Genomic DNA, 24,453 nt, shown 5'->3' on the forward strand with positions numbered 1-24,453 from the left:
TAAAACTCTGATCTTTTTAAGGCTTTTAAGGATAGATATGAATACAATTTTTAAAGTTATTTGGAATGTATCTTTAAATATATGGGTTGCAGTAGGTGAGTTAGCTAAAGGAAAACAAAAATCAAAAACAATCCGCCAGCCTTTGACGACCCAAACATCTAATAATGCCTTAACTCAATGTATTACTACAAAAATAGGTGTTTTAGCAGCTGCTGTCATGGGGGTTTTTGGTATGCAGCCTGCATGGGCTATTACGTCAGCTGAATGTACTGCCATGGGGGCAAGCTGTGTTGCTGTTAGTACTGTTGCGGCTTTCAACTCTGCACTCACGAGTGGAACAGCAACCACTATCTTGCTACTGAATGACATTACGATGAACAGTAACGTTGCAGTTAATCAGGCAACCAGCAACCGAAAAGATATTGTTATAGATGGTGGTGGGTACTCACTATCAACGGGTATTTACTCATTCACTTTCACCAATCAATCTAATGTTGCTTGGGGGGGAGCTGGTTCGTTTACACTATCTAATATGGCAGCATTAAACTCCACAACGGCACTGGGTTATACCGTTGCCAATATGGATGTTAACAGTGCCATTAATATTGTGTTCAATGACATTAATAGTGTGACCGACAGTATGCTGGCGGTATTGGGGGTCATGGGTGATGGCAGTCAGGCAAACCTGAACAGCCAATTGGTATTTGGCAATATTACTAATCCTATCTCTTTAACTTTTGGTACCAATCATCAATTAGCCCAAGCCAATAACGTAAAATTCACTGGGAATTTTATCTTACAAGCCACCACGGGATTATACCCTGCAGTATTTTGGACTAATGCCACGAATGCCGTCAGTACCATTGAGTTCACTAGCACTGCTGATGTTTCTATCACCAGTCCACGTTTAACCAATGGATATACTGGCCGTAATAATGGTTTTTACATGTATACCCTGGATGATGGGGCTAAATTCACTTTAAATTCTGACCAATATGTATTTGATACCGCAAATAATGGACTGAAAATTGGTAGTTATGACGCTACCACTGGTTTCGGTTCCGGTGCAGTAATCAAACTTGCGGCACAGAATCTAGGTGCAATTCCGACGGGCAATGGCATTAGTAATACCGGTGGTGGTAATACCGGAGGGATGGCAAATGGTGCCGTGGGAGCTGTCGACGTTATCTACAACTTGGCGACAGGTTCGGTAATCAATGTCTCTGCCGCTGGTAGCAACGGCATTTTGGCCACCAAAACGGGAGCGGCCAACAATAGTGGGATTTATATTAGCTCTGGTGCCACAATTAATGCTGGAACTGCGGGTATTTCTGCCTCTCATGCGGGAACCGGAAATATTATTCTGGAAAACAAAGCCACAGGGACCATTACTGCCGCCACAGGAATATCTGCAACAAATAGCGGCTCTACCAGTATTGCTATTACGAATAGCGGAATCATTAACAGCACCACGGCAGGGATGGCTGTTTCCTCTACCCCAGCGCAAACCGTCAATGTTAATAATACTGGCGGGACAATTAATGCTACTGCCGGAACGGGCGTTAATGTTCTAACCAATGCGTTGTTAAATATGGTGGGGGGAACCATCACGGCAACTGGCACAGCAAGTGGACTTACTTTTGCTGGAACCACTAATAGCCATGTATTGACTGATTTGATCCTTAATCTTAATGGCACTGGCTCTGCTTTTGTAAAAGCGGCGGGGGTAAACCTTGCATTAAACCATATCACTTTCAACACCGTTGCGGGCACAGTGTTAAATAGTTTGGCGGGTTTGACCTTCGCAGATAGTGCGAATGGCCGTAACCTAATTAATGTGACAGGAGCGGGGACAGGAATAAGTTCAAGCGGTGGGGTTGATCTTAGCAATGCTTATCTGAATATCAATATTAGCAACAGCGCAGGTACTGGGTTGCAAGTGTCTGATGGGGCAGTTAACACCACCACGATTGGTGCGAATACCCAGATAACGGCCCCTGGTGCTACGGCGATTAACTTCTCGGGCACTACAGCAAAGACCTTGAATAACAACGGTATTATTGATGGTTCAGTGACATTTTCTGGAACGGCCGCTCATACAATCAATAATAATGGGCAATTGACGGGCGCATTAACAACGGGGTCTGGTAATGACACCTTAGTTCTGGGCAGTACTTCGCAAAGCAGTGGGGCGATTAACCTGGGTGACGGCGATAATAATGTCACCATCGAGAATGGCGCACAGGTATCATCCATTACGACCGGATCCGGTAATGATACTTTTACCATTAACGATATGACTCAGGGGAGTACCTATTTAGGCTCCTTGAATGCGGGTACTGGCTCAAATACCCTGAACTTCAATACATCCACTGACTTACTTGCGAGCACTACATCATTACAGGGTTTTAGCAGTATCAATCTGGCTGATAGCCAAATTACATTATCTGCTGGCAGCAATGTGGGCAGCGGTATTATTAATATCGACAGTAATAGTGAACTGCTTTTTGGTAATACATTCAATGGGGTTTTGAATGCATCATTGGGCCATGTCATAGCAGGAGATGGATCTGCCATTATTAATAATGGTGCGAATGTCACCTTAAATCAGGCGAATACTTTTGCTGGAAATTGGCAAATTAATCAAGGCGGGGCGCTTACTGCCAACAACAGTAACCAGTTGGGGACAACGACCATTGCGCTGAATGGTACGTTGAATTTGAATGGTGCAGTGACTTCTAACAATGCTCTGACTGGAACAGGACTATTAAATATTGATACTGCTAATAACACCTTCAATTTTGGTGTTAATACCGGAGCAGCATTTGCCGGTACGGTTGATATGAAAAATAGTATTTTCGCCCTGAGTGGTAATAATACCAGTGCATTAGGCCAAGCCTCACTGATTGCCTCTACTGGTGCTGCGATAACCGTTGACAGTGGTAATCAGACACTGGGTAATTTTACCCTTAACGGCGCGACAACAACCTTTACCTCTGGCAGTTCAATCACCACTGACACTCTGGCAGTCACAGGCGACAGCATCATCCAAGCTGACACAACCCTCACCACTGGCGGCAACCTACTCGATCAAGATACCGGTAATTCAGCTCAATTAATCAACAGTAGCAATACATTATCCGAATCAGAACTGGCGCTTCTGACCTTACAGGACAGTTTAGGTAATAGCCTTGGTAGTGATGCTTCAATTAATGTTATTCAAGGTGTTAATACGGTAGCGCAAGCTATCTATGACTATGCCTTATCGGGGGTTGGTGGTGGCTTGAGTATGACCTCTGTATTGACTCGGTTGGCATTAGTTTCGGGTCAAACATTAACCCTGACTTCTCAAGGGGCATTAGATACCAATAAATTGCTGACCGCTCAACTCACTGGCAGTGGTAATTTAGCTATTGGTACCGATAATAGTGAAATGACACTCACCAATATCGCCAATGATTACACCGGCACTACCTCAGTCAATGGCGGTATTTTAAATCTGGGTAGCAATAATGCGCTGGGGCAGACGTCGGCACTTAATACTGCGACAGGCGCCAGCACCAATATCAACGGCCACAGCCAGACAGTCGGCACGCTGACCAATGCCGGGACGGTGACGTTGGGCAGTGGCGGTAGCCTGAACAGCGGTGTGCTGACCAACAGCAATATCCTGAACTTGGCGGGCGGCACACTGAACCTGAGTGCCGGTGGGAGCTCGACGGCCAGTGGTGGCCTGACCGGTAACGGTACGTTGAATATCACTGGCGGCGACCTGGCTATCAGTGCCGCCAACAGCGGCCTGGCCGGGCAGACCGGGATTGCCAGTGGCGCGTCGGTGACCCTGAGCAGCAGCGGTACACTGGGCAGCAGCGGCATTAATGTGCTGGGCGACCTGAACCTCAACGGGGCCAATGCGGTCCTGGCGAATGTGCTCAGTGGCAGTGGCGATATCAATACCAATGCGGCGGTGACACTGACCGGCACGAACAGCTTTACGGGTGAACACCATATTGGTGCTGCGGGGGCACTGACGGTGACTCAGGCCGGTAATCTGGGGGCTGCGACGGCGACCGTCGGGCTGGATACGGCGACCTCGCATCTGGTACTGGACGGGGTCAGCGGCGCGCTTGCCAACACCCTCAGTGGCGTGACTGGCGCAACGGTGGATGTCACCAATGGTGCGAACACTTCCCTGACCGCCGATAACAGCAACTTCCTCGGCCAGTATGCCCTGGCGGGGGACAGCACGTTGTCGGTGGGGTCAACCAGCCATCTGGGGGCCAATGCCTCGGTGACACTGGCGGGTGCGCAAGATAAGTTGGCCTTGAGCGGTTTTAACGGCACCTTCGGCAATACGGTCACCGGCAGCGGTGTGGTGCAGGTGACCGGCGGTTCAGACGCCACCCTGACCGGCACGAATGGGATTAATGATGCAGTCAGCCTGGATATTACCGATGCAATCCTGAATCTGGAGGATATTGCGCAGTTCAATCATGCACTGACGGGTAATGGCACCCTGAATGTGGCCCGCAACCTTGCCAGCACCGCTTTTAATTTTGGCTCGGCGGTTGGCGGGGCATTCAGCGGTATTGTGAACCTGACAAATTCTACCTTTGCATTAACCGCGGATAATGCGGCGGCACTGGCGAGTGCCACGCTGAAACTGTCAGCCAATAACGTCACGACGGTGGGCACCACCGACCGCACAATTCAGGGACTGGATCTGAGTGGCGGCACCCTGATTTTTGACGGGGCAGCACCACAGTCTCAGGCTACGGGTGTTGTGAGCGTCACGGATCTGGCGCTGAACAGCGGCACTATTAGCGTGACCGGAACGGACTCCTGGAACAATGATACACCGGTGGTGGCACCGAACCTGTCTATCCTGGCGCAAGATCGGGGTGACATCATGCTGGCATTGATTAATGCCGGTACGGTCACCGGAGATGCCGGTGCCTTGAACCTGATGATTAACGGCACGTCAGTGAACTCCGGTTCGCAGGCGGTACTGTCGACAGTCACTCAGGGGGGTGTGACCGTCGCCAATGCCACTCATAACTACGGCCTGACCAGCAGCGACGGCAACGGCGGCACGGGTCTGTATGTCAATTACAGCCTGAGTGCGCTGGAGTTGTTAACTGACGGCAGTAACGCCCTGTTGCTGGCCACGGAGAGTGGGGCCACCGCTAATCGTGAACTGAATGCCCGCTTATCCGGTATCGGTGGTGTGCAGGTGGACGCCATTAATGGAGCGCTGACACTGGCGAATGGCAATAACAGTTACAGCGGGACAACCACGGTCAATGCCGGAACGCTGATACTGGGGGCTGATGGCGCTTTCGGGCAGACCTCATTATTGAATGTGCTCAGCGGGGCCAGCACCAATATCAACGGCCACAGCCAGACAGTCGGCGCGCTGACCAATGCCGGGACGGTGACGTTGGGCAGTGGCGGTAGCTTGAACAGCGGTGTGCTGACCAACAGCAATATCCTGAACTTGGCGGGCGGCACACTGAACCTGAGTGCCGGTGGGAGCTCGACGGCCAGTGGTGGCCTGACCGGTAACGGTACATTGAATATCACTGGCGGTGACCTGGCTATCAGTGCCGCCAACAGCGGCCTGGCCGGGCAGACCGGGATTGCCAGCGGCGCGTCGGTGACCCTGAGCAGCAGTGGCACACTGGGCAGCAGCGGCATTAATGTGCTGGGCGACCTGAACCTCAACGGGGCCAATGCGGTACTGGCGAATGTGCTCAGTGGCAGTGGCGATATCAATACCAATGCGGCGGTGACACTGACCGGCACGAACAGCTTTACGGGTGAACACCATATTGGTGCCGCGGGGGCACTGACGGTGACTCAGGCCGGTAATTTGGGGGCTGCGACGGCGACCGTCGGGCTGGATACGGCGACCTCGCATCTGGTACTGGATGGGGTCAGCGGCGCGCTTGCCAACACCCTCAGTGGCGTGACTGGTGCAACGGTGGATGTCACCAATGGTGCGAACACTTCCCTGACCGCCGATAACAGCAACTTCCTCGGCCAGTATGCCCTGGCGGGGGACAGCACGTTGTCGGTGGGGTCAACCAGCCATCTGGGGGCCAATGCCTCGGTGACACTGGCGGGTGCGCAAGATAAGTTGGCCTTGAGCGGTTTTAACGGCACCTTCGGCAATACGGTCACCGGCAGCGGTGTGGTGCAGGTGACCGGCGGTTCAGACGCCACCCTGACCGGCACGAATGGGATTAATGATGCAGTCAGCCTGGATATTACCGATGCAATCCTGAATCTGGAGGATATTGCGCAGTTCAATCATGCACTGACGGGTAATGGCACCCTGAATGTGGCCCGCAACCTTGCCAGCACCGCTTTTAATTTTGGCTCGGCGGTCGGCGGGGCATTCAGCGGTATTGTGAACCTGACAAATACAACATTCGATCTTGATGGGATAAATACATCAACTTTGACGAATGCGACATTGAAATTATCCAGTGGCAACCAGACTTCTGTGGCGGATGGTGTGCAGAACATTGGGGCATTAGCCATGAACGGCGGTGCACTGTTGTTTAATAATATTATTGATAACTCAGGTGTTTTCAGTTCAGCAGGGACTATTGTCGCGAACAGTATCGACACCACTGGCGGCGGTATTGTTAAAGTTAACTTACCCGCAAATGTAATGCCAAGTCTTGATGGTTTACCGGTGATGCAACTGGACGAGGGGGAGATAATTGTTACGTTGGCTAGCGGCACAGCGACTGGTAGCGGGAGTGAATTGACGTTAACTGATGAGAATGGTGATCCGATAAGTTCTGTTGTCTATCAGAATATTTATAACACCGGGGGCAGTTCCGCAGCCGCGATAGGTTCATTTAATTATGGCCTGACGACGGGCAACAATTATGACGGCTTGTATGTCAATTATGGCTTGAAAGCATTACAGCTACTGAGCACGGGTAATGATGCATTGATTCTGACGGCGACACTGGCGAATAACGGTCAGCAGTCGAATGATCTTTCGGTTCAAGTTAGCGGCAGTGGTGATCTGGCATTTGTTTCTGCAAATGACGGCAGTACAGCATCACTATCGAATTCATCCAACAGTTACACTGGGGCCACTTGGGTACGCTCTGGTAATTTACGGCTCGATGCAGATTCTGCGCTGGGGCAAACGTCGTTGTTGGCAATGAGCAATGCTACCCATGTTGACCTTAATGGGACGCAGCAGGTGGTGGGGCAATTAGCCACAGAAACTGGCAGCACCCTGAACTTTAATGATGGAAAATTAACCGTAACTGGCGGTGGCCAGGTTGATGGCGCACTGAGCGGTAGCGGCGAGTTATCCCTGACGGCTGGTTTGCTGAGTATCACGCAAGGTAATACCAGCTTTACTGGCAGTACAGATATTGTGAGCGGCGCAACAGCACATTTGTATCAGGTTCAAGGTCTGGGAAGCGGTGCCATTAACAATAACGGCATGCTTAATTTGGATAATACCAGCGGTGTGCTGGTGAACATGTTGACCGGCAGCAGCGGTAACGTCCAACTAACTAACAGTGCCAATGTTCAATTGGCGGGTAACAATAGCGGTTATTCAGGTTTATTCAGCACGGATACCGGCACTGTTCTGACGGCAAATAATGCGCAGAATCTTGGTAATAGCAGCATTGCCAACAGTGGCGAATTGATTCTGGACACGGATTCAGCCTGGAATCTCACTAACAGCATTACAGGCAGCGGTACCCTAGTTAAACGTGGCAGCGGCACGCTTAATATTGAAAGTAATACTGTCAGTGCGAGTTTGACTACCATCGAAAATGGATTACTGCAATTGGGTAGTGCTGCAGCGATGGTAACACTGTCGGTGGATGAGTCTCCATTGGCTCGCTCGTTGGTGATGTCGGTCGCGTCCAATCTTGCCAATCTGACCAGTGATGTACTGATTACGGCGACCGGATCTTTAGGTGGCTACGGGCAAGTTACTGGGAATGTTGAGAACAGTGGCCGCCTCATTATGCCTAATGCCTTAACCGGTGGCGATTTCGGAACTTTCACTATTGATGGTAACTATACCGGCAATAATGGCACTGTTGTCTTTAATACCGTGCTATCAGGGGATTCATCACTGACCGATCGCTTGTTGATTACCGGTAATACCGCCGGGCAAAGTTATGTCACGGTGAATAATATTGGCGGTACCGGCGCTCGAACTTCCGATGGTATCAAAATTATTGATGTTGGAGGCGATTCGGCTGGGCAGTTTACGCTTAATGGCCGTGCTGTTGCCGGAGCATATGAGTACTTCCTGTATCAAGGCAGTCTCAGCACGCCAACCGATGGTGACTGGTATTTACGTACTCAAGCCGATGAGCGCCGCCCAGAACCTGCAAGCTATACTGCGAACTTGGCTGCCGCCAATAGCATGTTTGTGACCACCTTGGCGGATCGTGCCGGTGAAACACTCTATACCGATGTGTTTACCGGTGAAGAGAAGACCACCAGCTTGTGGCTACGTAATGAAGGCAGTCATAACCGCTCTCGTGATGATAGTGGTGAATTGAAAACACAAGATAACCGCTATGTCATGCAGTTGGGGGGCGATGTGGCACAGTGGAGCCGAAACTCACAAGATCTATGGCGCGTGGGGGTGATGGCGGGCTATGCCAATAGTAGCAGCTCTTCTGTCGCGCAGGTAACCGGCTATCGATCCAATGGTTCGGTAGATGGCTACAGTGTGGGTATGTATGGCACATGGTTTGCCGATAGTCAGCAAAATGCAGGGGCGTATGTTGATACCTGGCTGCAATACAGCTGGTTTAACAATCAGGTTGATGGGCAGGACCTTACCACTGAGAAATATGATTCGAAAGGATTTAGTGCTGCTATAGAAAGTGGTTATGCTTTCAAAGTGGGAGAAAGTGCTGACAGCAATTACTTTATTCAGCCAAAGGCTCAGATAGTTTGGATGGGCGTGAAAGCAGATACTCATACAGAATCAAATGGCACAGTGGTGTCTGGCGAAGGTAATAACAATATTCAAACTCGCTTGGGTGTGAAAGCCTTTATCAGTCCAATTCAATCTGCTGAGAAAGCGAAAGTGCCTGCATTTAAGCCTTATGTTGAAGCCAATTGGATCCACAACACGAAAGATTTCGCTACCAGCTTAGATGGGATAACCGTAAAACAAGCAGGAGCGGCCAATATTGCTGAGCTGAAATTGGGTGTTGAGGGCCAGATAAATAACAAGCTGAACCTTTGGGGAAATGTGGGACAGCAAGTGGGTAATAATGGCTACAGTGATAGCAGTGTCACGTTAGGTATTAAATATAATTTCTAACTGAAATTAATGTTGATCAGTAAGTCACGGCACATATTCTATGAGTATGTGCCGTTTTTTATGGCTAAAGCAGCATCGACAAATATAAATAATCATGTTGCTTGTAGAGTGTGACTTTGGTTTTATATTTCGAATTTATTATTTTGGCGGTTTATAAAGCTTATTGTTTATTGTTTTACGATGCTAAATTCATAAGTGGATTTTATTTTAAGCATTTAATATCGTATAAAATTAGATATGCAATGAAATTAAATTGACGCTTTCTGTTTTTTGTTATAAAAAAATTGAACATAAAAATATTATATTATTCATTAAGTTAGTGAAGTCTTTTTTGTTTTCCGGGTTTATGTGTTGTTCACCCCGTTAGTTATTTTTCCCCACGGCATATCACCACTCTATCTATCGCGACAGGAAGTCACGTGTATTTTCTGTCCGTTTTGGCTATGGCCTCTTTAAAGGGAAAGGACAGGATATGTCAGCAGTTGAACCGCAGGAAAACCGGCAAACCGGGATACTAAATACCATTGAGCGCATTGGTAATGCGATGCCCGATATCACCATGCTTTTTATCTATGCATTGGGAGTGTGCTGGGCGCTCTCCTTTGCATTGTCATTTATCAATTTTGATTATTATCACCCACTGACTGGTGACCAAATCAAAGTGACCAATATGTTGGCGCCGGTTGAACTGGTGACCTTTATTACCACCATGGTCAAAAACTTTATTAACTTCCCACCACTGGCAATCACTATTGTCGCTACTCTGGGGATTGGGATTGCTGAAGGCAGTGGCTTTATTCAGGTGATGCTGAAAAAGATGCTGAATGTTACGCCACAACGCATTCTGACACCCGCAGTTATCTTTATCGGCGTGGTGAGCCATGTTGCCTCTGATTCGGCTTACGTCATCTTAATGCCAGTGTCGGCCATGATGTTTTATGCTAGCGGCCGCCATCCACTCGCCGGTATTGCTGCCGCATTTGCCGGTTTGGCCGGTGGATTCTCTGCCAGCTACACGCCGTCGATTATCGACCCTATCATGCAGGGATTCACTCAAGGCGCGGCACATATTATTGACCCAAGTTATAACGTCAATGTGCTGTGTAACTACTTCCTCAGTTTTGGCAGCACCTTTGCAGTTATTCTGGTGTGCTGGTTTATTACCGAGAAAATCGTTGAGCCGCGCTTGGTTAAATCGATGCCATTGAATAACGATCTCAGTGTGCTTCACAACAGTGATGAGCTACAAAAAGTAACGCCGCAGGAGAGTAAAGCTTTCAGAAAGGCCGGTTTAACCATGCTATTGATGCTGATTGGTCTGGCGGCGGCGCTGTATCCGGAAAGCTCATTACTGCGTTCGCCAGAGGGCAGTCTGACTCGCCCTGATGCACCCATTATGCAGGCGATTGTGCCGCTGCTGTTCTTTATGTTTGCCATTCCCGGCCTGATTTATGGTTTCAGTTCTGGCACCTTCAAAAGCACCAAAGACATTACTAGCAGCATGGAAAACATTACCAAGTCATTGGTCTCGTTTTTAGTGTTCAGCTTCTTCTGTGCCCAGTTCTTATATTCATTTAGCCATTCGAATATTGGTACTTTGCTGGCAATTTCAGGAGCTGATTTCTTGCGGACGCTGGCGATGCCAGCAGGCTTCACTATTATGGGGGTGATTTTGCTGTCCTGTGCGCTGGACATCATTATTACTTCGGCCTCGTCGAAATGGTCGATTTTGGCACCGGTATTGGTCCCGATGCTGATGGCCGTCGGGATTTCGCCGGAGCTGACTCAAGCCAGTTTCCGAGTCAGTTCCACGGTAAATATCTCAACGCCGATGTTTGCTTTTTATCCATTGATCATCATGTATTGCCGCCAGTATTGCTCTAAAACTGGGGTCGGAACACTTTGTGCGATGATGCTGCCTTATACCCTTGGGCTGACCATTGTGCTGACTTTGATGCTGTATTTGTTCTGGGGATTAGGTATTCCGCTAGGGTTCCAGAGTGGGTATACCTATCCGGCGGGTAATTAATAGCTTTGATATTTGGCGCTGTAGTGGCGTTTGCCATCGGGCTACAACGCTGATGACTTTGAGGATGGTTTCTAAAAAGAATGCATAAGGAATAAAAAATGACACTCGCACTCTCAGAACAACTGACGCAACGTTTTTTCCGCTATTTGGCGGTGAGTAGCCAGAGCGACGCGGCCTCGACAACCCTGCCGAGTACCGCAGGGCAGCATAAAATGGCGCAAATGCTAGCCGAAGATCTGCGGCAGTTGGGGCTGGAAGATATCGTCATTGATCAACATGCGACGGTCACTGCACGTAAACCTGGCAACCAACCTACAGCGCCACGCATTGGTTTTATTACACACATTGATACTGTTGATGTTGGTTTGTCGCCAGATATCCACCCGCAGCGGCTACGTTTTACTGGGGAAGATTTGTGCCTGAATGCGCAACAGGGTATTTATCTGCGCACCGCGGAACACCCGGAAATCCTGCGTTATCAAGGTGAAGAGATTATTTTCAGTGACGGAACTAGTGTGTTGGGGGCCGATAATAAAGCGGCGGTGACGGTGGTGATGACGTTACTGGAAAACCTCAGTGCGGATGATCAACACGGCGATATCCTGGTGGCGTTTGTACCGGATGAGGAGATTGGCCTGCGTGGTGCCAAGGCACTGGATCTCGCGCGCTTTGATGTCGATTTTGCTTACACTATCGATTGCTGCGAACTGGGTGAAGTGGTGTATGAGAACTTCAATGCGGCTTCGGCTGAGATTGATATTATTGGCGTGACGGCGCATCCCATGTCTGCCAAAAATGTGCTGATCAACCCCATACGTGTTGCTTATGACATTATCAGCGAGTTTGACCCGCAGCAGACACCAGAGCACACCGAAGGGCGGGAGGGTTATGTCTGGTTCACCGACATAGTGGCTAATCCCAACCATGCCAAGCTTAACATTGCGATTCGTGATTTTGATAATGTTTCATTTGCAGCCCGTAAAGCCTCAATTGGTGAGGCGGTAGCCAAGATCTCGGCACAATACCCACGAGCGAAAATAACCTATTCAGTGACGGATGTTTACAGCAATATCAGTAACTCGATTGGTGAAGATAAGCGAGCCATTGAGTTGATTTTCTCTTCGATGGCGCAGTTGGGTATTGAACCTAAAGTGATTCCAATGCGGGGCGGTACGGATGGTGCGGCGTTATCCACTCAGGGCTTGCTGACACCGAATTACTTCACGGGCGCGCATAACTTCCATTCACCATTTGAATTCTTGCCTATTAGCTCCTTTGTAAAATCGTATGAGTTGACGCGGGCTATCTGTTTGTCAGCGGCGAAATAAACGATCAGGGGAGGGCATTGCGCTCTCCCCATTTCAACTTAATCCATTGCTTCTTCCTGCACTTCCAACACATGATAAGCAGTTGAACAGAATAGTGAATTCAAGCGTTTCATATCGCCCAATAGCCCCATATGTAGACTGCTGGTTTCAATACTCTGGACGTTTTGCTGGTGTAAGCGTTCGACGTGAGCATGAGAGTAGCGGCGGTTCAGTAAACGGAAACGATGCTTGGCACGGCGTAGGCGCTTGGCGTTATTGATATCACGGGATAAAAATACCGACATCCCTAAATCCAGATTGGTCACAAGCCGGGCATGCAGGGTATTTAGTTCCTCAAATCCTTCGGCTGAAAATGGCTTGCGTGCATTGAGTGACTTAGCGGCGACATCCGACGTCATGCGGCCAATAATATCGCCCGCCTGCTGGAGGTTAACGGCAGTATCAATAATCTCCGCCCAGCGCCGCGAGTCAATTTCCCCCAATTCATCTTGCTGAATTTGTGCTAAATACAGCTTGATGGCGCTGTACAGCATGTCGACTTCGTCTTCCAGCAAGCTGACTTCATGTTTTTGCTGCTTATTACCCTCCAACACTTCTTTAAAGCGCAATAGCATTTGTTCCAGCACATCCCCCATGCGTAAGGTTTCCCGCACGGCATTAGCTAATGCCAGTGATGGGGTATCGATCGCCGTAATATCAAGATAGCGCGGCGCGGCGGGAGGGACGACACTATGATCATCACTGACTAACCGGCTACAGATTCGTGCCATTACTTCAACCAATGGCAGCATCAGCAAACAGCGCAGTAGGTTATAGAAAACATGGAAGTAAATGACCACTTCGGCTGCCGGTAAGTTATGCCCGAACAGCCACTTCCCTAATACGTTGATCCAGGGAACAACCAAAATGCAGCCGATAACTTTAAACAGCAAGCTCCCCAGTACCACTTGTCGGGAAACGGCATTTTGCCCACGACTGCTGATCAGCGCCAGCAAGCCGCTGCCCAGATTTGAGCCAATAACGATACAGAGGGCGATATTCAGTGGGACTAAACCGGTGGCGGCCAGTGTGGCTGTCAGTAACACCGCAGCCAAACTGGAATAGCTGATCATGGCGAACAGTGCGCCAATCAACAGTGCCAGAATAGTATCCCCGGTTAGAGACGAGAAAATAGCCTGGACGGCAGTGGCCTGAGTGATAGGCCCGGCGGCAGTCACAATTAATTGCAGTGCCAGAATAATCAGCCCAAGGCCGATGCACACCCGACCCATTTGCCCGATACGCGCTTTGCGCTGCCCGAGAAAGACAATCACCCCGCCGAGAATCAATAGTGGTGACAACCAGGAGAGATCAAAGGTGAGCACCCGCGCCATCAGCGCCGTCCCAACATCAGCCCCAAGCATAATCACCAGTGCCGGTGACAAGGAGATCAACCCCTGTGATACAAACGAGATAACCAGCAGTGCCGTGGCATTACTGCTTTGCACCAGTGCAGTCACACCAATCCCGGCGACAAAAGCGGTTGGTTTTTTCTGGATACTGGCACTCAGCACCCGACGCAAATCAGCACCATAAACCCGCATGATACCTGTGCGGACGATGTGTGTTCCCCACACCAGTAGGGCTACGGAAGAAAGCAGATGAAGCAGTGTCAGCATATGAGTTTGGCGATCTCCTTATTATTCAAAGGTACAGTGTCGGAGGTTGCCCACCGACCTGAACCGGGAAATCTAGTGGGTATAATGACTCAACGATTGATAGATGGTATCCAAGAGTTTTTTATTATCAACTGTTTGCAGTATATTTACCGGTTTCCCCTGTGGTGCAGGTATACCAACATCTAAACGTAGATTCTCTGGGCTAAAACGCAAGGTCATTCCGCGGGTCAATGCCCCTTCGAGTGCGACATCAATATAGTCGCGGGTAGTGGTCACGATACTTTTATCAAGCAACCAGGCTACCACCAGTGCATCATGAACCCAACAGCCGGGCAGTTGGCGGGTTTGCATTGAGTAACTGATCCACGGGCGGAGAGTGTCGACCAGATAACGGCTCAGTGGTGAGCCAATCAGTGCCATCTTATCTAAATCCTGATGCACCATTTGCGTCTGGGTTGTGACATCTAAAGGTGCCAGTGTAATGTTGGCTCCACTGGTTAGCACCACATGCGCCGCTTCGGGATCGATCCCAAAATTGGTGTCTTTAAGATAGCCATCGACATTAAATACGCCACCCATGATAGCAATTTCTGCCACAGATGACGCTAGCTGTGGGTAAAGTTGCATAGCATGAGCAATATTGGTCAGTGGACCAATCGCCACCAAGGTTATCTCTCCGGGGTTATTACAGATTAATTCACCCATAGCATGGGCCGCTAATGGCGCGCTGGAGGCGACGATTTGTGGTGGTGGAGTGTGTTGCCAAAGTGCAGTTAATCCGCTTCTGGCGGCGCTGTTATCCAATTTATCGCGCCAAAGCGCGGCCGGTTCAACCAAAGCCTGTGACGCACCCCGCACGATAGGGATGGTCAATCCCAGACGGGTGACCAAATCATGGGCAACAGAGAATCCGACTTCGCTTGGGGTATTGCCCGCCACGATAGTGATGAGTTCTAACTCAATTTCCGGTGCGGCGATGGCCAGTGCTAATGCAAGGCCATCATCGACATTGGCGCCGGGTACGCCATTTCCTGGGTCACAATCAATAATTAAACGCATATTTTTTATCTTTTTATAATGAAAAATCTCTTTTACTGCTGGAGCAGCCGCAGGACTCACCGAGCTGTAACGAAAAATCGAATTCGCGAATAGTTGGAGCACCCGTCCAGTTTTTCAGCATCTCAATGGCGTTTTTTGCCATTAAATCGACAGGTTGGCGCACGGTCGTCAGTGACGGTACGTTATATTCGGATTCAATTGTGCCGTTAAAACAGATCAGTGCTAAGTCCTTTGGCGCCGTCAGGTTGTACTCAGCCATTGCCCGCAAACAACCAAACGCCTGTAATTCATTGGTGGCAAATAATGCCTGTGGCAGTGGCCCGGTTAGCATTTGTTGCGCTGCCTGATATCCTCCAGGGCGGGTATAGGTGGTCGAGAAAATCCACTCATTACGCACTGCCAAGCCAGCTTGTTGCAACGCATCGCGCCAACCATTCACCCTGTCTTGAGTATTAAGCATATCCAGTGGGCCGCAAATAATGGCAATTTCACGATAGCCATGCTCAATCAGATGCTGAGTGGCTTGAAATGCCGCTGCGCGCTCATCCACACGAATGGCACAAATTTGTTGGGTAGGATCGACTCTATCCAGCATGACAAATGGTGTCCCGGTAGCCTGAATTAAGTCAATATAAGGATGGCGGTCGACACTGGTATACAGCAAGCCATCAACCTGACGATGCAGTAAATTATTGATAAGTTCGAGTTCACGCTGACGAGAATCACCGGCATCACCCAGTAACAAGACTTGCCCGTTGGCAAAGGCTTCACGTTGCAGGGCATGAGCCATTGAAGAAATGAATGGGTTGGAGATATTGGGTACGACCAAACCATAAGTTTTAGTCGTACCGCATGCTAATGCTCTGGCAATCTCATTGGGCCGATAACCGGTTTTCTTGATGGCATCAAGCACCCGCTGTTTAGTGGCCTCAGCCACCGGACGCGGCCCATTATTGATGACGTAGCTTACCACCGCCACCGAAGTACCTGCTTCTCGCGCAACATCCGAACGCGTAATACGATGAGATTGAAGCTTTACCAAAGTTACCTACTTTTCTTTATTAAATCGCATCTTCTGGCAAGTTAAGGTCACGTCCGCGTGTCTCAGGAGCAAAGAATGTTGTGACAAAGCCAATCCCGGCCATCACAGCAAAGTAGAGGGCTATTGGCCACCAGTGGCCAGTCAATGTCAGCATTGCTGCGGCGACCAGTGGTGCAGTACCGCCAGACAAAATTGACCCCAACTCTTTTGCTACCGCCATCTTGGTATAACGGTTAGTCACACCAAACAGCTCGACACCCCATGCAGCTTGCACGCCGAAGATCCCCAGTGATGCCAGACCCATGCCGACAATTATAGTACCCATTACAATAATAGGTTCGCGGGTTTCTAGCAGCATAAATGCAGGGAAAGCATAGATAATTAGCAGCAAACAGAACCAGCGATAGGTAATCCGGCGGCCAAAGCGGTCTGATAGATATCCCGCTAATGGAATAATCAGGAAGCCCAAGCAAGAGGCGATAAACACCGCCATGGTTGGTACCGATTTATCGACCATCAGCACTTTGGCAACATAGCCGATCATAAAGCCCTGAGCCAGATAAGATGGGCCGTTCTCACCGATACGTAAACCCACCATAATCCAGAATGATTTGCTGCGCTGCCAGAAAGTGCGGTTATCCACTTCAACCATATGCTCGCGACCGAGAGCCAGAGCTTCCTGGCGCTGTTGCTCCAGCACTAATTTTTGGCGCTCAAATACTGGGCTTTCACGCATATGACGGCGAATAAACAGTGCGGCCCCGGCGATTAAAATGCTGGAAAGGAACGGAATACGCCAGCCCCAATCAAGTAGAGTTTGTTTATCCATTTGCAGCACCAACAACCATACCAGTGCAGCCAATAACGTCCCGCTGTTAGAACCCAACGCAATAATTGAGGAGACCAGACCACGCCTTTTCGCTGGGGCATATTCTCCTAGCATGACCGCGCCACCTGATAACTCAGCGCCCGCTCCCAGCCCTTGCATAAAGCGCAAGAATGCTAAGGAAGCCGGTGCCCACAAGCCGATTGAAGCATAGCTTGGGATCAGGCCAATCATGGTCGTGGATGCGCCCATCAAAGTGATGGTGGTAATCATCACCACTTTACGGCCCTTACGGTCACCTAATCGACCAAACAAGAGTGCACCAATAGGGCGAGCAATAAAGCCGACAGAGTAAGTGGCAAAACTAGATAATAATGCGATCGCCGGTGTTGCTTCAGGGAAGAAGACATCACCAAATATTATGCCAGCCGCTAAACCATAGAGTGCGAAGTCTGCATACTCCATGGCGGTGCCAAGCCAGCACGAAAAGGTTGCGCGCCAAAAATCTTTACGGCCTTCGGGCGTAGCCAAACGCTCTTCTGCAGCCATGCTCTCTGATGGATCATTGTCTGCCGTCGAGCTATTTAGTGAAGTCATTAAAAAAGTTCCCCTGGTGTTGAAGCATCATATTCACGCATCAATATGTTCACAGATTAATATCTGTCTATTTATTCGCCTTTCACCCGATTGCTAGAATATTCAACCAAAGGGTACTGAGCAGTAACACATTAGCCACTTTAATCTTGTTGCCTGCTCTTAGTGTATCTACCCGCGTAGATAGATCAAATTAATTATTATATCTTTAGGGCTTGTTCACGAAATCGTCATATAACTGTCTGGTATTTGCACGAAATATGCGGGCATACAGAGTAAAACCCGCAAAATGTCAGTTGATAACAGGGGAAGGAGTAAGACTATTTTTGGCTGTAATAAAGATCCAGGATAAAGATAATGGGCTTATCCGGCGACTCGTAGCCAGGCAAATAATACGGCTACTATTATCACAATAATGGCGGTTGCGATGACTAGCCGCTCAGCAAATAAACGTCGCATTGGTATTCTCCTTAGGCAAAACTATAGCGCTCAGAATGATACTTCGACATCGGAACCCCGATCTCAGCCAGCGCTTTTTCAATAGCGTCCATCATGATATTCGGGCCACAGATAAAATACTCATGATCTGCATAGGATGGCGGTAAGTAACGCTCGAAGATCTCAGCATTAATGAACCCTTTCTCGCCAGTCCAGTCAGGTGATGGATTGGATAATACGTGCACCACTTTCAAATTCAGCCGTGACTGCAAGGCTTCTAATTCCTCACGAAACGTAATTGATTCCCAGTCTTTACTGCCATAAAGCAGCAGAGCGGGGCGCTGGTCGCCGCTGTCTGCGAGCGTACGCAACATACTCATCATCGGGGTTATTCCAACCCCTCCGGCGACTAAAACATGCATATCTGCCGGATTACCCAAGGTGAACGCGCCATAAGGGCCATCCAGATAGACTCGTTGACCGACCGGTATTTTAGCAATATTACGGGTGAAATCGCCCAAGTTGCGGATCGACATTTCGACGCGTCCATCACTTACTGCCGCACTGGATGAGAAGGAAAAAGGATGCCCGGTGATGTTAAATGGGCTGCCCCAAACGGTTAGCCAGCCAAATTGACCCGGAGTAAAACGAAAGCCTGCATGGCCCTCAGGTGCCATAACCAGTGTGGTGGTGTCTCCGCGTTCTTGACGCACCTCGACCACTCGATAGGGGCGGCGCAGTATAAATAGCGGTTTGACGATTCGAACATACAGCAGCAGCCCAAACCAAAAAAGAATCAGACCAATCCACAGCGTTTTTTTCAACGGATCGTCGAGATAAAAGCCCCAACCGACCATATGTGCGATCCCGGCGATTACCGCAATCACTGCTAGAATAATGTGAGATAGGTGCCAGATTTCATAGCGAATTTTCAATTGTACTCGCCACAATGCGGTAATAACCAAAGCAATCAGGGCATAGGTTGAGAGTGCCGCAAAACGGGCGCGCCATGGGGCTTCAAAGGAGTTGAGTAGAGCCAGTAACTCTGGGCGGATAACAAACAGAATGATTGGATGCGCGATAACCAGCCCAACGGCAATAAGAGAAATGCGGCGATGGAAGTGATAAATAATATCTTCCCCCCACGGCTCGGTGACATAGCGAAAGCGCGCTGTCAGACCAAACTGTAGCCCCATGATTGCTAATCCTGCATAACCGAGGGCAATGGAAAGCTCTGTCCAGAAATCTCGGGCGGGGGGCAATGTACCAGTCAATAATGCCAACAACGGGGCTAAAATAAAAAACAGGTATACCGCAATCCAAACAGTACTACGCCAAGCATAAGTCGACATATTTGCACGCCAAAATAATGAATTACATACCTGTCAGTATACTAAGTGAAAGAAAGGATAACCATTTTTTAACATTGGCCTAATAATTTCTGCTATAGCCTCCATATAGAGATGATTATTGGGTTAAATTAGATTAATTACCAGATAATCGAGTGTATAATTTAGCTTTTACGGGATAAATATGAAGAAGAAAACTAGTTGATAATAATGACTTCGGTCAAATTTTCCATTTTTTTAAGCTCATTTTCAGCAATTCCAGCACCAGTAATAAAGTCATCAATGTTGGACTAGTCGCAGAATTGGAATAAACCGGAGCTACTAAATTTGGTGCTATCACTCATCTCGTCAGTGATAGCCTGGTACAATGCGGCTGGAAAAAATAAAAAGTATTTTTTTTAATGTGCTACTTATCATGGCGCCGTTTTTAGAATTATCTGGATATCAGCACGTCAGCAATAGTATAAGTAGCCTAATGTGTTATCGCTACTATTATAAAGAGAATATCCACTATGTATCCTTCCCGCAGATTCTGCTGCTTGCTTTATCTTACTATTACTCTCTTTCCTATCAATAGTTTTGCCGGGTCTGCTCGTGATTATCTGAATGCACCCGTTGATTCATGGCTTGGGTTTTATAATGCGGGTTATTCCTCTTCGGTGACGCCAGAAGATGGTATGGATATTACGTCTGATGTTCGAGCAAATGTATTATCTCAATCTTTTATGCTGACTCGTACCATGGATTATTGGGGGAGAACCGGGGGCCTTTCGTTGGTACTGCCTTACCGTTATGTTGAAACCCATTCCGGAGACTTCCGCGCTTCTACTCGTGGTGTCTCTGATATTGGCATGCTGTGGCAAATCAATTTGTTTGGCGGACCGGCATTGAGTCGCGAGCAATTCCGCGCCTTTATTCCCGAAACTTTCTCCAGTTTTCATTTTTATCTTGGTACTCCACTGGGGGAATATGATGCACATTCCGCTTTAAATCCCAGTGCGAATCGATGGGTATTTTCGCCCACAGTGAACTATAGCTATACACCGGACCAAGGCTGGACGTGGCTTGAGACCTATATCACGACCACGGTATTTACCGACAATGATAATTATCAGGTTGGTGGTGCCTCTAAACTTAGTCAAGACCCTCTGGTGGTTATTGAAGGCCACGCCAGCCGCAACATTACGCCGCAAATATGGGTGTCTTTTGATAGTTATTACAATGTTGGTGGTGAGACACGCATTGATGATGTTGCTCAAGATAATGCGGCGAATACCTTAAGGCTGGGAACCGGGATTGGCATAAGGGCCTGGAGCGGCGGTGACATTATTGTGAATTATGAACGTGTTGTTGCAAAACCATCGCAGCAGCCTGAGTCCCAAACAATCAGGATGACGTTACGTCAGTTTTGGTAACGAAAGTTGGTTTGATACTGATTAACCACACTATTTTAGTGGAATATTGCGGTATTTAATTAATGGCAATGAAAAATATCGAGGAATTAATTAAAATCAGAATTTGAATTCAAAAGTGAAATAATGTTCATCTAGTGTTTGTCTTAGGTGAAATATTTAATTCCGGATTATTTTTTAATTAGTAATATTATAGGGTTAGTCTCTTTTATTTGCCTTTTCATGAGATTAATCTTGCCTTTTTATAAGTGAGATAGGATAAATAGTAAGAATACTCTCAGTAAAAATTTAACTCTTAAAATAATGTAAGTGTGACTTTGAACGCTATATTCAGTGATGGAATAATAAGTATATTAACTTAGTTTATATATTCATTAAGAAAATCAATAACTGGTATGTGTTATTTTCAATGTGAGGAGTGCAGATATGGAAAGACGTACATTCTTGAAAGGCGCTGCAGCGTTAGGGCTGGCAGCAGGGACATCCAGCGCGGGAGCCGTAGCAGCATCAGGTCATGCAGCAACAGGAGAACATGCATTACCCGATAAAATCGCCGCTGCTTTAGCTCGTTTTCGTGAAACTATTCCCGCCAATTTTGACCGAACTTATGTTGAGAATGCCGTCGTTCCTTTCTTCCTCACTAGTTTCTATGAGGGTGAAAGGCCGATGTTACCGATGATCGACCTGAATTTTACCAAAGAGAATGCGCTGCCTTATGATCTTTGGGGCTTGATTTATAAAGACTGGAAGCCCACGCCCTCTGAAGGTGTCACGGTTTTCCTACAGGGCCTGGAAGAGCGTGGTGAGAATAACCTCCGCAAACGTATCTATTTCTCTGCTGTAACTCCTGATCTGTATCGGCCAATGTATGGTGATAAAGTCGTCGCATTTTTCGACCAATTAATGGAACCTCAGTTCGCCAATAAACCCTTCATGCGGCACTACTTAGATTACTATTTTGATATTTATTGGGATTTGCATTTAGGTGTTAAAGGCGATGCTATTCCGAAACAGGTCAGAGAAATTGGTGAGTCGTTCAATACAGTATTAGCCTACCGTGACCCACTGCAGCCGATTGTTTATGAAAACTATATGACAGTACGTAAACAACTCGATTTTCTTAAACAATGGATTGATGAACGTGTCGATGACATCAACAATGGGCGCACGGCTAATCCTGAAAAAACCATGGCTTGGTATTGGTTGAAGAATGCCGGTAACGGTGAACACTTTAGTAAGAAAGATATTGTGTTTGAATGCTTCCACAATTTTGTTGCTTTCAGTCAGTGGGGAAATACCTTATTCGGTATCATGTCCCGTTTGAGTGAAAATGAAGGCGACCCGGCTGTCCGTGAAGCATTTAAAAAGACCATGAGTAGTGATTTTGATAATGCTAATGGCGCACCTTATACGCCGCTAGAGTTATTTGTCATGGAATTATTCCGCACTATCTCACCTAATGGCGGCAGTATTTCTGCGGTGGAAGATGCTCGTACTTCGGCCTATGGTGAGTCACCGCATAAGCGTTTTGGTTTGCCTTTTGAACGTCACAGCTACATTAGTACCCCTCATACCAGTACCAGTTTCAGCCCGGTCCATTGGAAAGACCCTAAAGAATTCGATCCGAACCGTTATCGTGATGTGCCAACCAGCGCTGAGATAACTGAAGAGAAATGCAAACAGATTGGTCTGGCTCGCTGCCCATTTGATATCACCTCGCTGGAGGTGAAAGATGGTCGTAATGTGGCCGTAACTAACAGCGGTTTCGGTACCGTGTTCGGCGTGGTGGATGGTAAAGCAAAACCGGTATGTGATTACGCAGGCTTTGCCCCCTTCGGATTCAGCTATCGCCGATGCCCTGGTGAGCAACTGACGATTCAGGTGTTCGAAGATTTTCTGCGTAAAGTATGGCGCGACAAAATTGTGTTCAATAAATTGCAATTGGCTAAGCCAGGTAGGGTACCTATTGGCCCGAATGCTGTTATTGATGACGATATTGGTTTTAGCCGTTAAACGTCATATCTTTTTAAGCCCGCATTTGCGGGCTTTTTTATAAGGTTAGTGACTGCTGCCAGTGATGCAAAGAACTCACCGCCACGGCAATGTAGCTGCATTTTGCGCCCTAGTTGATAGTGACCTGCATTATTTCCTACAGCCTGTAAGAAAAATCACAATTTCTCCATATTATGGCGATAATTCTATTCACTCCGCTAAAATGAAATTTATCTTATAAAATACAAATAGTTAAATTTTATCGTTCAAGGTATTAAGCCTTTAAGCTGTTACCCATCCTACAGATTAGTCAGAAGGTCGCTGATGTAATCTGTTCATCGCAAGCATAGATCGGTATTATCCATCACCAGTAATGCAAATCATTAGCGTTAGCACTCAAGGATATTTACATCCCTACTTTTCAGGAGAGAAAATGCGATTACGTTTAGCTTTATTTTCATCATTACTGGCAGCCGCCGCTGTCATTACTGGATGTGATGATTCATCTACAACCTCAGAAGAAACATCAAGAATAAGTATTGAACATGCGCAGGGGACCACTCAGGTTCCACTTAATCCGCAAAAAGTTATCATATTGAACCCATCAGTACTGGATACGGCTGATGCTCTGCAGATTAAAATTGCCGGAGTCCCACAGACCAGCACCCATCTTCCCGAATTTTTATCCAAATACAGTGGCTCAGAGTATCTGAATGCTGGCACCTTATTTGAACCAGACTATGAGGCATTGAGTCAGGCTAAACCTGACCTGATCATCGCCGGTGGCCGTGCTCAAGATGCTTATGACAAACTTAGCGCCATTGCGCCAACTATCTCTCTTGATATCGATACTCAGCATTTCACACAAAGTCTGACTCATCGCACTGAGCAACTGGCATCGATATTTGGTAAAGAAGAACAGGCGAAAACTCTGCTGGATAATTTCACTTCTCAGATAAATGCCATAAAGCAAAAATCAGCCAATGCGGGCTCAGCGATGGTATTGATGGTCAGTGGTGGAAAAATGTCGGCTTATACCCCTGGCTCTCGCTTTGGTTTTATTTTTGACGAGTTAGGATTTACGCCAGCGGCGACTTTCACTGAGACTGGTCGTCATGGAAATGTGGTCACCTCTGAATTTATCCTTAATGCTAATCCTGAGTGGCTATTTGTTCTGGACCGCGATAACGCGATTGGGCGTGCGGAAGGCCAATCTGCACAGCAGGTGCTGGATAATCCACTGATTCGTAAAACCAAAGCATGGCAAAATAATCATATTATTTATCTCGATTCTGCCTCGCTCTATATTGCAGGTGGTGTGCAGAGTTATACGCAGCTGATGGATAAAATTAGCACTGTGTTGGATAAACAAGCGACAGCGCAGTAATT

General features: G+C 47.8%; 11 protein-coding genes. 6 read left to right on the forward strand and 5 right to left on the reverse strand.

The genetic code is table 11. From position 1 onward, the window contains the following. Positions 1–37 precede the first annotated feature (37 nt). The 3 genes from DJ58_RS13640 (at position 38) to pepT (ending at position 12,694) form a co-directional block, all read left to right on the forward strand. Complete coding sequence (locus tag DJ58_RS13640) at positions 38–9,337, forward strand: autotransporter outer membrane beta-barrel domain-containing protein (RefSeq protein WP_032913224.1); 9,300 nt, start codon at positions 38–40, stop codon at positions 9,335–9,337. Between the two features lie 472 nt (positions 9,338–9,809). Next, the gene (locus tag DJ58_RS13635) at positions 9,810–11,366 is read left to right on the forward strand and encodes an AbgT family transporter (RefSeq protein WP_004711853.1); all 1,557 of its coding nucleotides are present in this window, start codon (positions 9,810–9,812) and stop codon (positions 11,364–11,366) included. A 98-nt stretch (positions 11,367–11,464) separates the two neighbouring features. Beyond that, the gene (gene pepT / locus DJ58_RS13630; RefSeq protein ID WP_004711851.1) at positions 11,465–12,694 is read left to right on the forward strand and encodes a peptidase T; all 1,230 of its coding nucleotides are present in this window, start codon (positions 11,465–11,467) and stop codon (positions 12,692–12,694) included. Positions 12,695–12,732: 38 nt separating this feature from the next. Here pepT and DJ58_RS13625 read toward each other — a convergent pair whose 3' ends face one another. The 5 genes from DJ58_RS13625 to DJ58_RS13605 all read right to left on the reverse strand — a co-directional run bounded on the left by DJ58_RS13625 (position 12,733) and on the right by DJ58_RS13605 (position 19,663). Next, positions 12,733–14,352 (reverse strand): Na/Pi cotransporter family protein, encoded by a 1,620-nt coding sequence (locus tag DJ58_RS13625; protein WP_004711850.1) that lies wholly within the window; start codon positions 14,350–14,352, stop codon positions 12,733–12,735. Between the two features lie 72 nt (positions 14,353–14,424). Continuing rightward, positions 14,425–15,411 carry a nucleoside hydrolase gene (locus DJ58_RS13620; protein WP_004711849.1) on the reverse strand — a complete coding sequence of 329 codons (987 nt, stop codon included), beginning with the start codon at positions 15,409–15,411 and terminating at the stop codon, positions 14,425–14,427. Between the two features lie 13 nt (positions 15,412–15,424). Continuing rightward, complete coding sequence (locus DJ58_RS13615; RefSeq protein ID WP_071985052.1) at positions 15,425–16,429, reverse strand: LacI family DNA-binding transcriptional regulator; 1,005 nt, start codon at positions 16,427–16,429, stop codon at positions 15,425–15,427. Positions 16,430–16,472: 43 nt separating this feature from the next. Continuing rightward, positions 16,473–17,876 carry an MFS transporter gene (locus DJ58_RS13610; protein WP_032911758.1) on the reverse strand — a complete coding sequence of 468 codons (1,404 nt, stop codon included), beginning with the start codon at positions 17,874–17,876 and terminating at the stop codon, positions 16,473–16,475. Between the two features lie 467 nt (positions 17,877–18,343). Then, the gene (locus DJ58_RS13605; RefSeq protein ID WP_004711843.1) at positions 18,344–19,663 is read right to left on the reverse strand and encodes a ferredoxin reductase family protein; all 1,320 of its coding nucleotides are present in this window, start codon (positions 19,661–19,663) and stop codon (positions 18,344–18,346) included. A 509-nt stretch (positions 19,664–20,172) separates the two neighbouring features. On the opposite strand from DJ58_RS13605, the gene DJ58_RS13600 reads away from it, so the two are divergent. The 3 genes from DJ58_RS13600 (at position 20,173) to DJ58_RS13590 (ending at position 24,451) form a co-directional block, all read left to right on the forward strand. Next, positions 20,173–21,075, forward strand: coding sequence for a transporter (locus tag DJ58_RS13600; protein WP_032911757.1), 903 nt, complete (start codon positions 20,173–20,175; stop codon positions 21,073–21,075). A 423-nt stretch (positions 21,076–21,498) separates the two neighbouring features. Further along, positions 21,499–23,085, forward strand: a complete 1,587-nt coding sequence (locus tag DJ58_RS13595; protein WP_004711839.1) for a twin-arginine translocation signal domain-containing protein — start codon at positions 21,499–21,501, stop codon at positions 23,083–23,085. Between the two features lie 412 nt (positions 23,086–23,497). Then, positions 23,498–24,451, forward strand: a complete 954-nt coding sequence (locus tag DJ58_RS13590; RefSeq protein WP_004711837.1) for a siderophore ABC transporter substrate-binding protein — start codon at positions 23,498–23,500, stop codon at positions 24,449–24,451. Positions 24,452–24,453: the final 2 nt, after the last annotated feature.

The organism is Yersinia frederiksenii ATCC 33641, assembly GCF_000754805.1.
GTDB lineage: Bacteria > Pseudomonadota > Gammaproteobacteria > Enterobacterales > Enterobacteriaceae > Yersinia > Yersinia frederiksenii.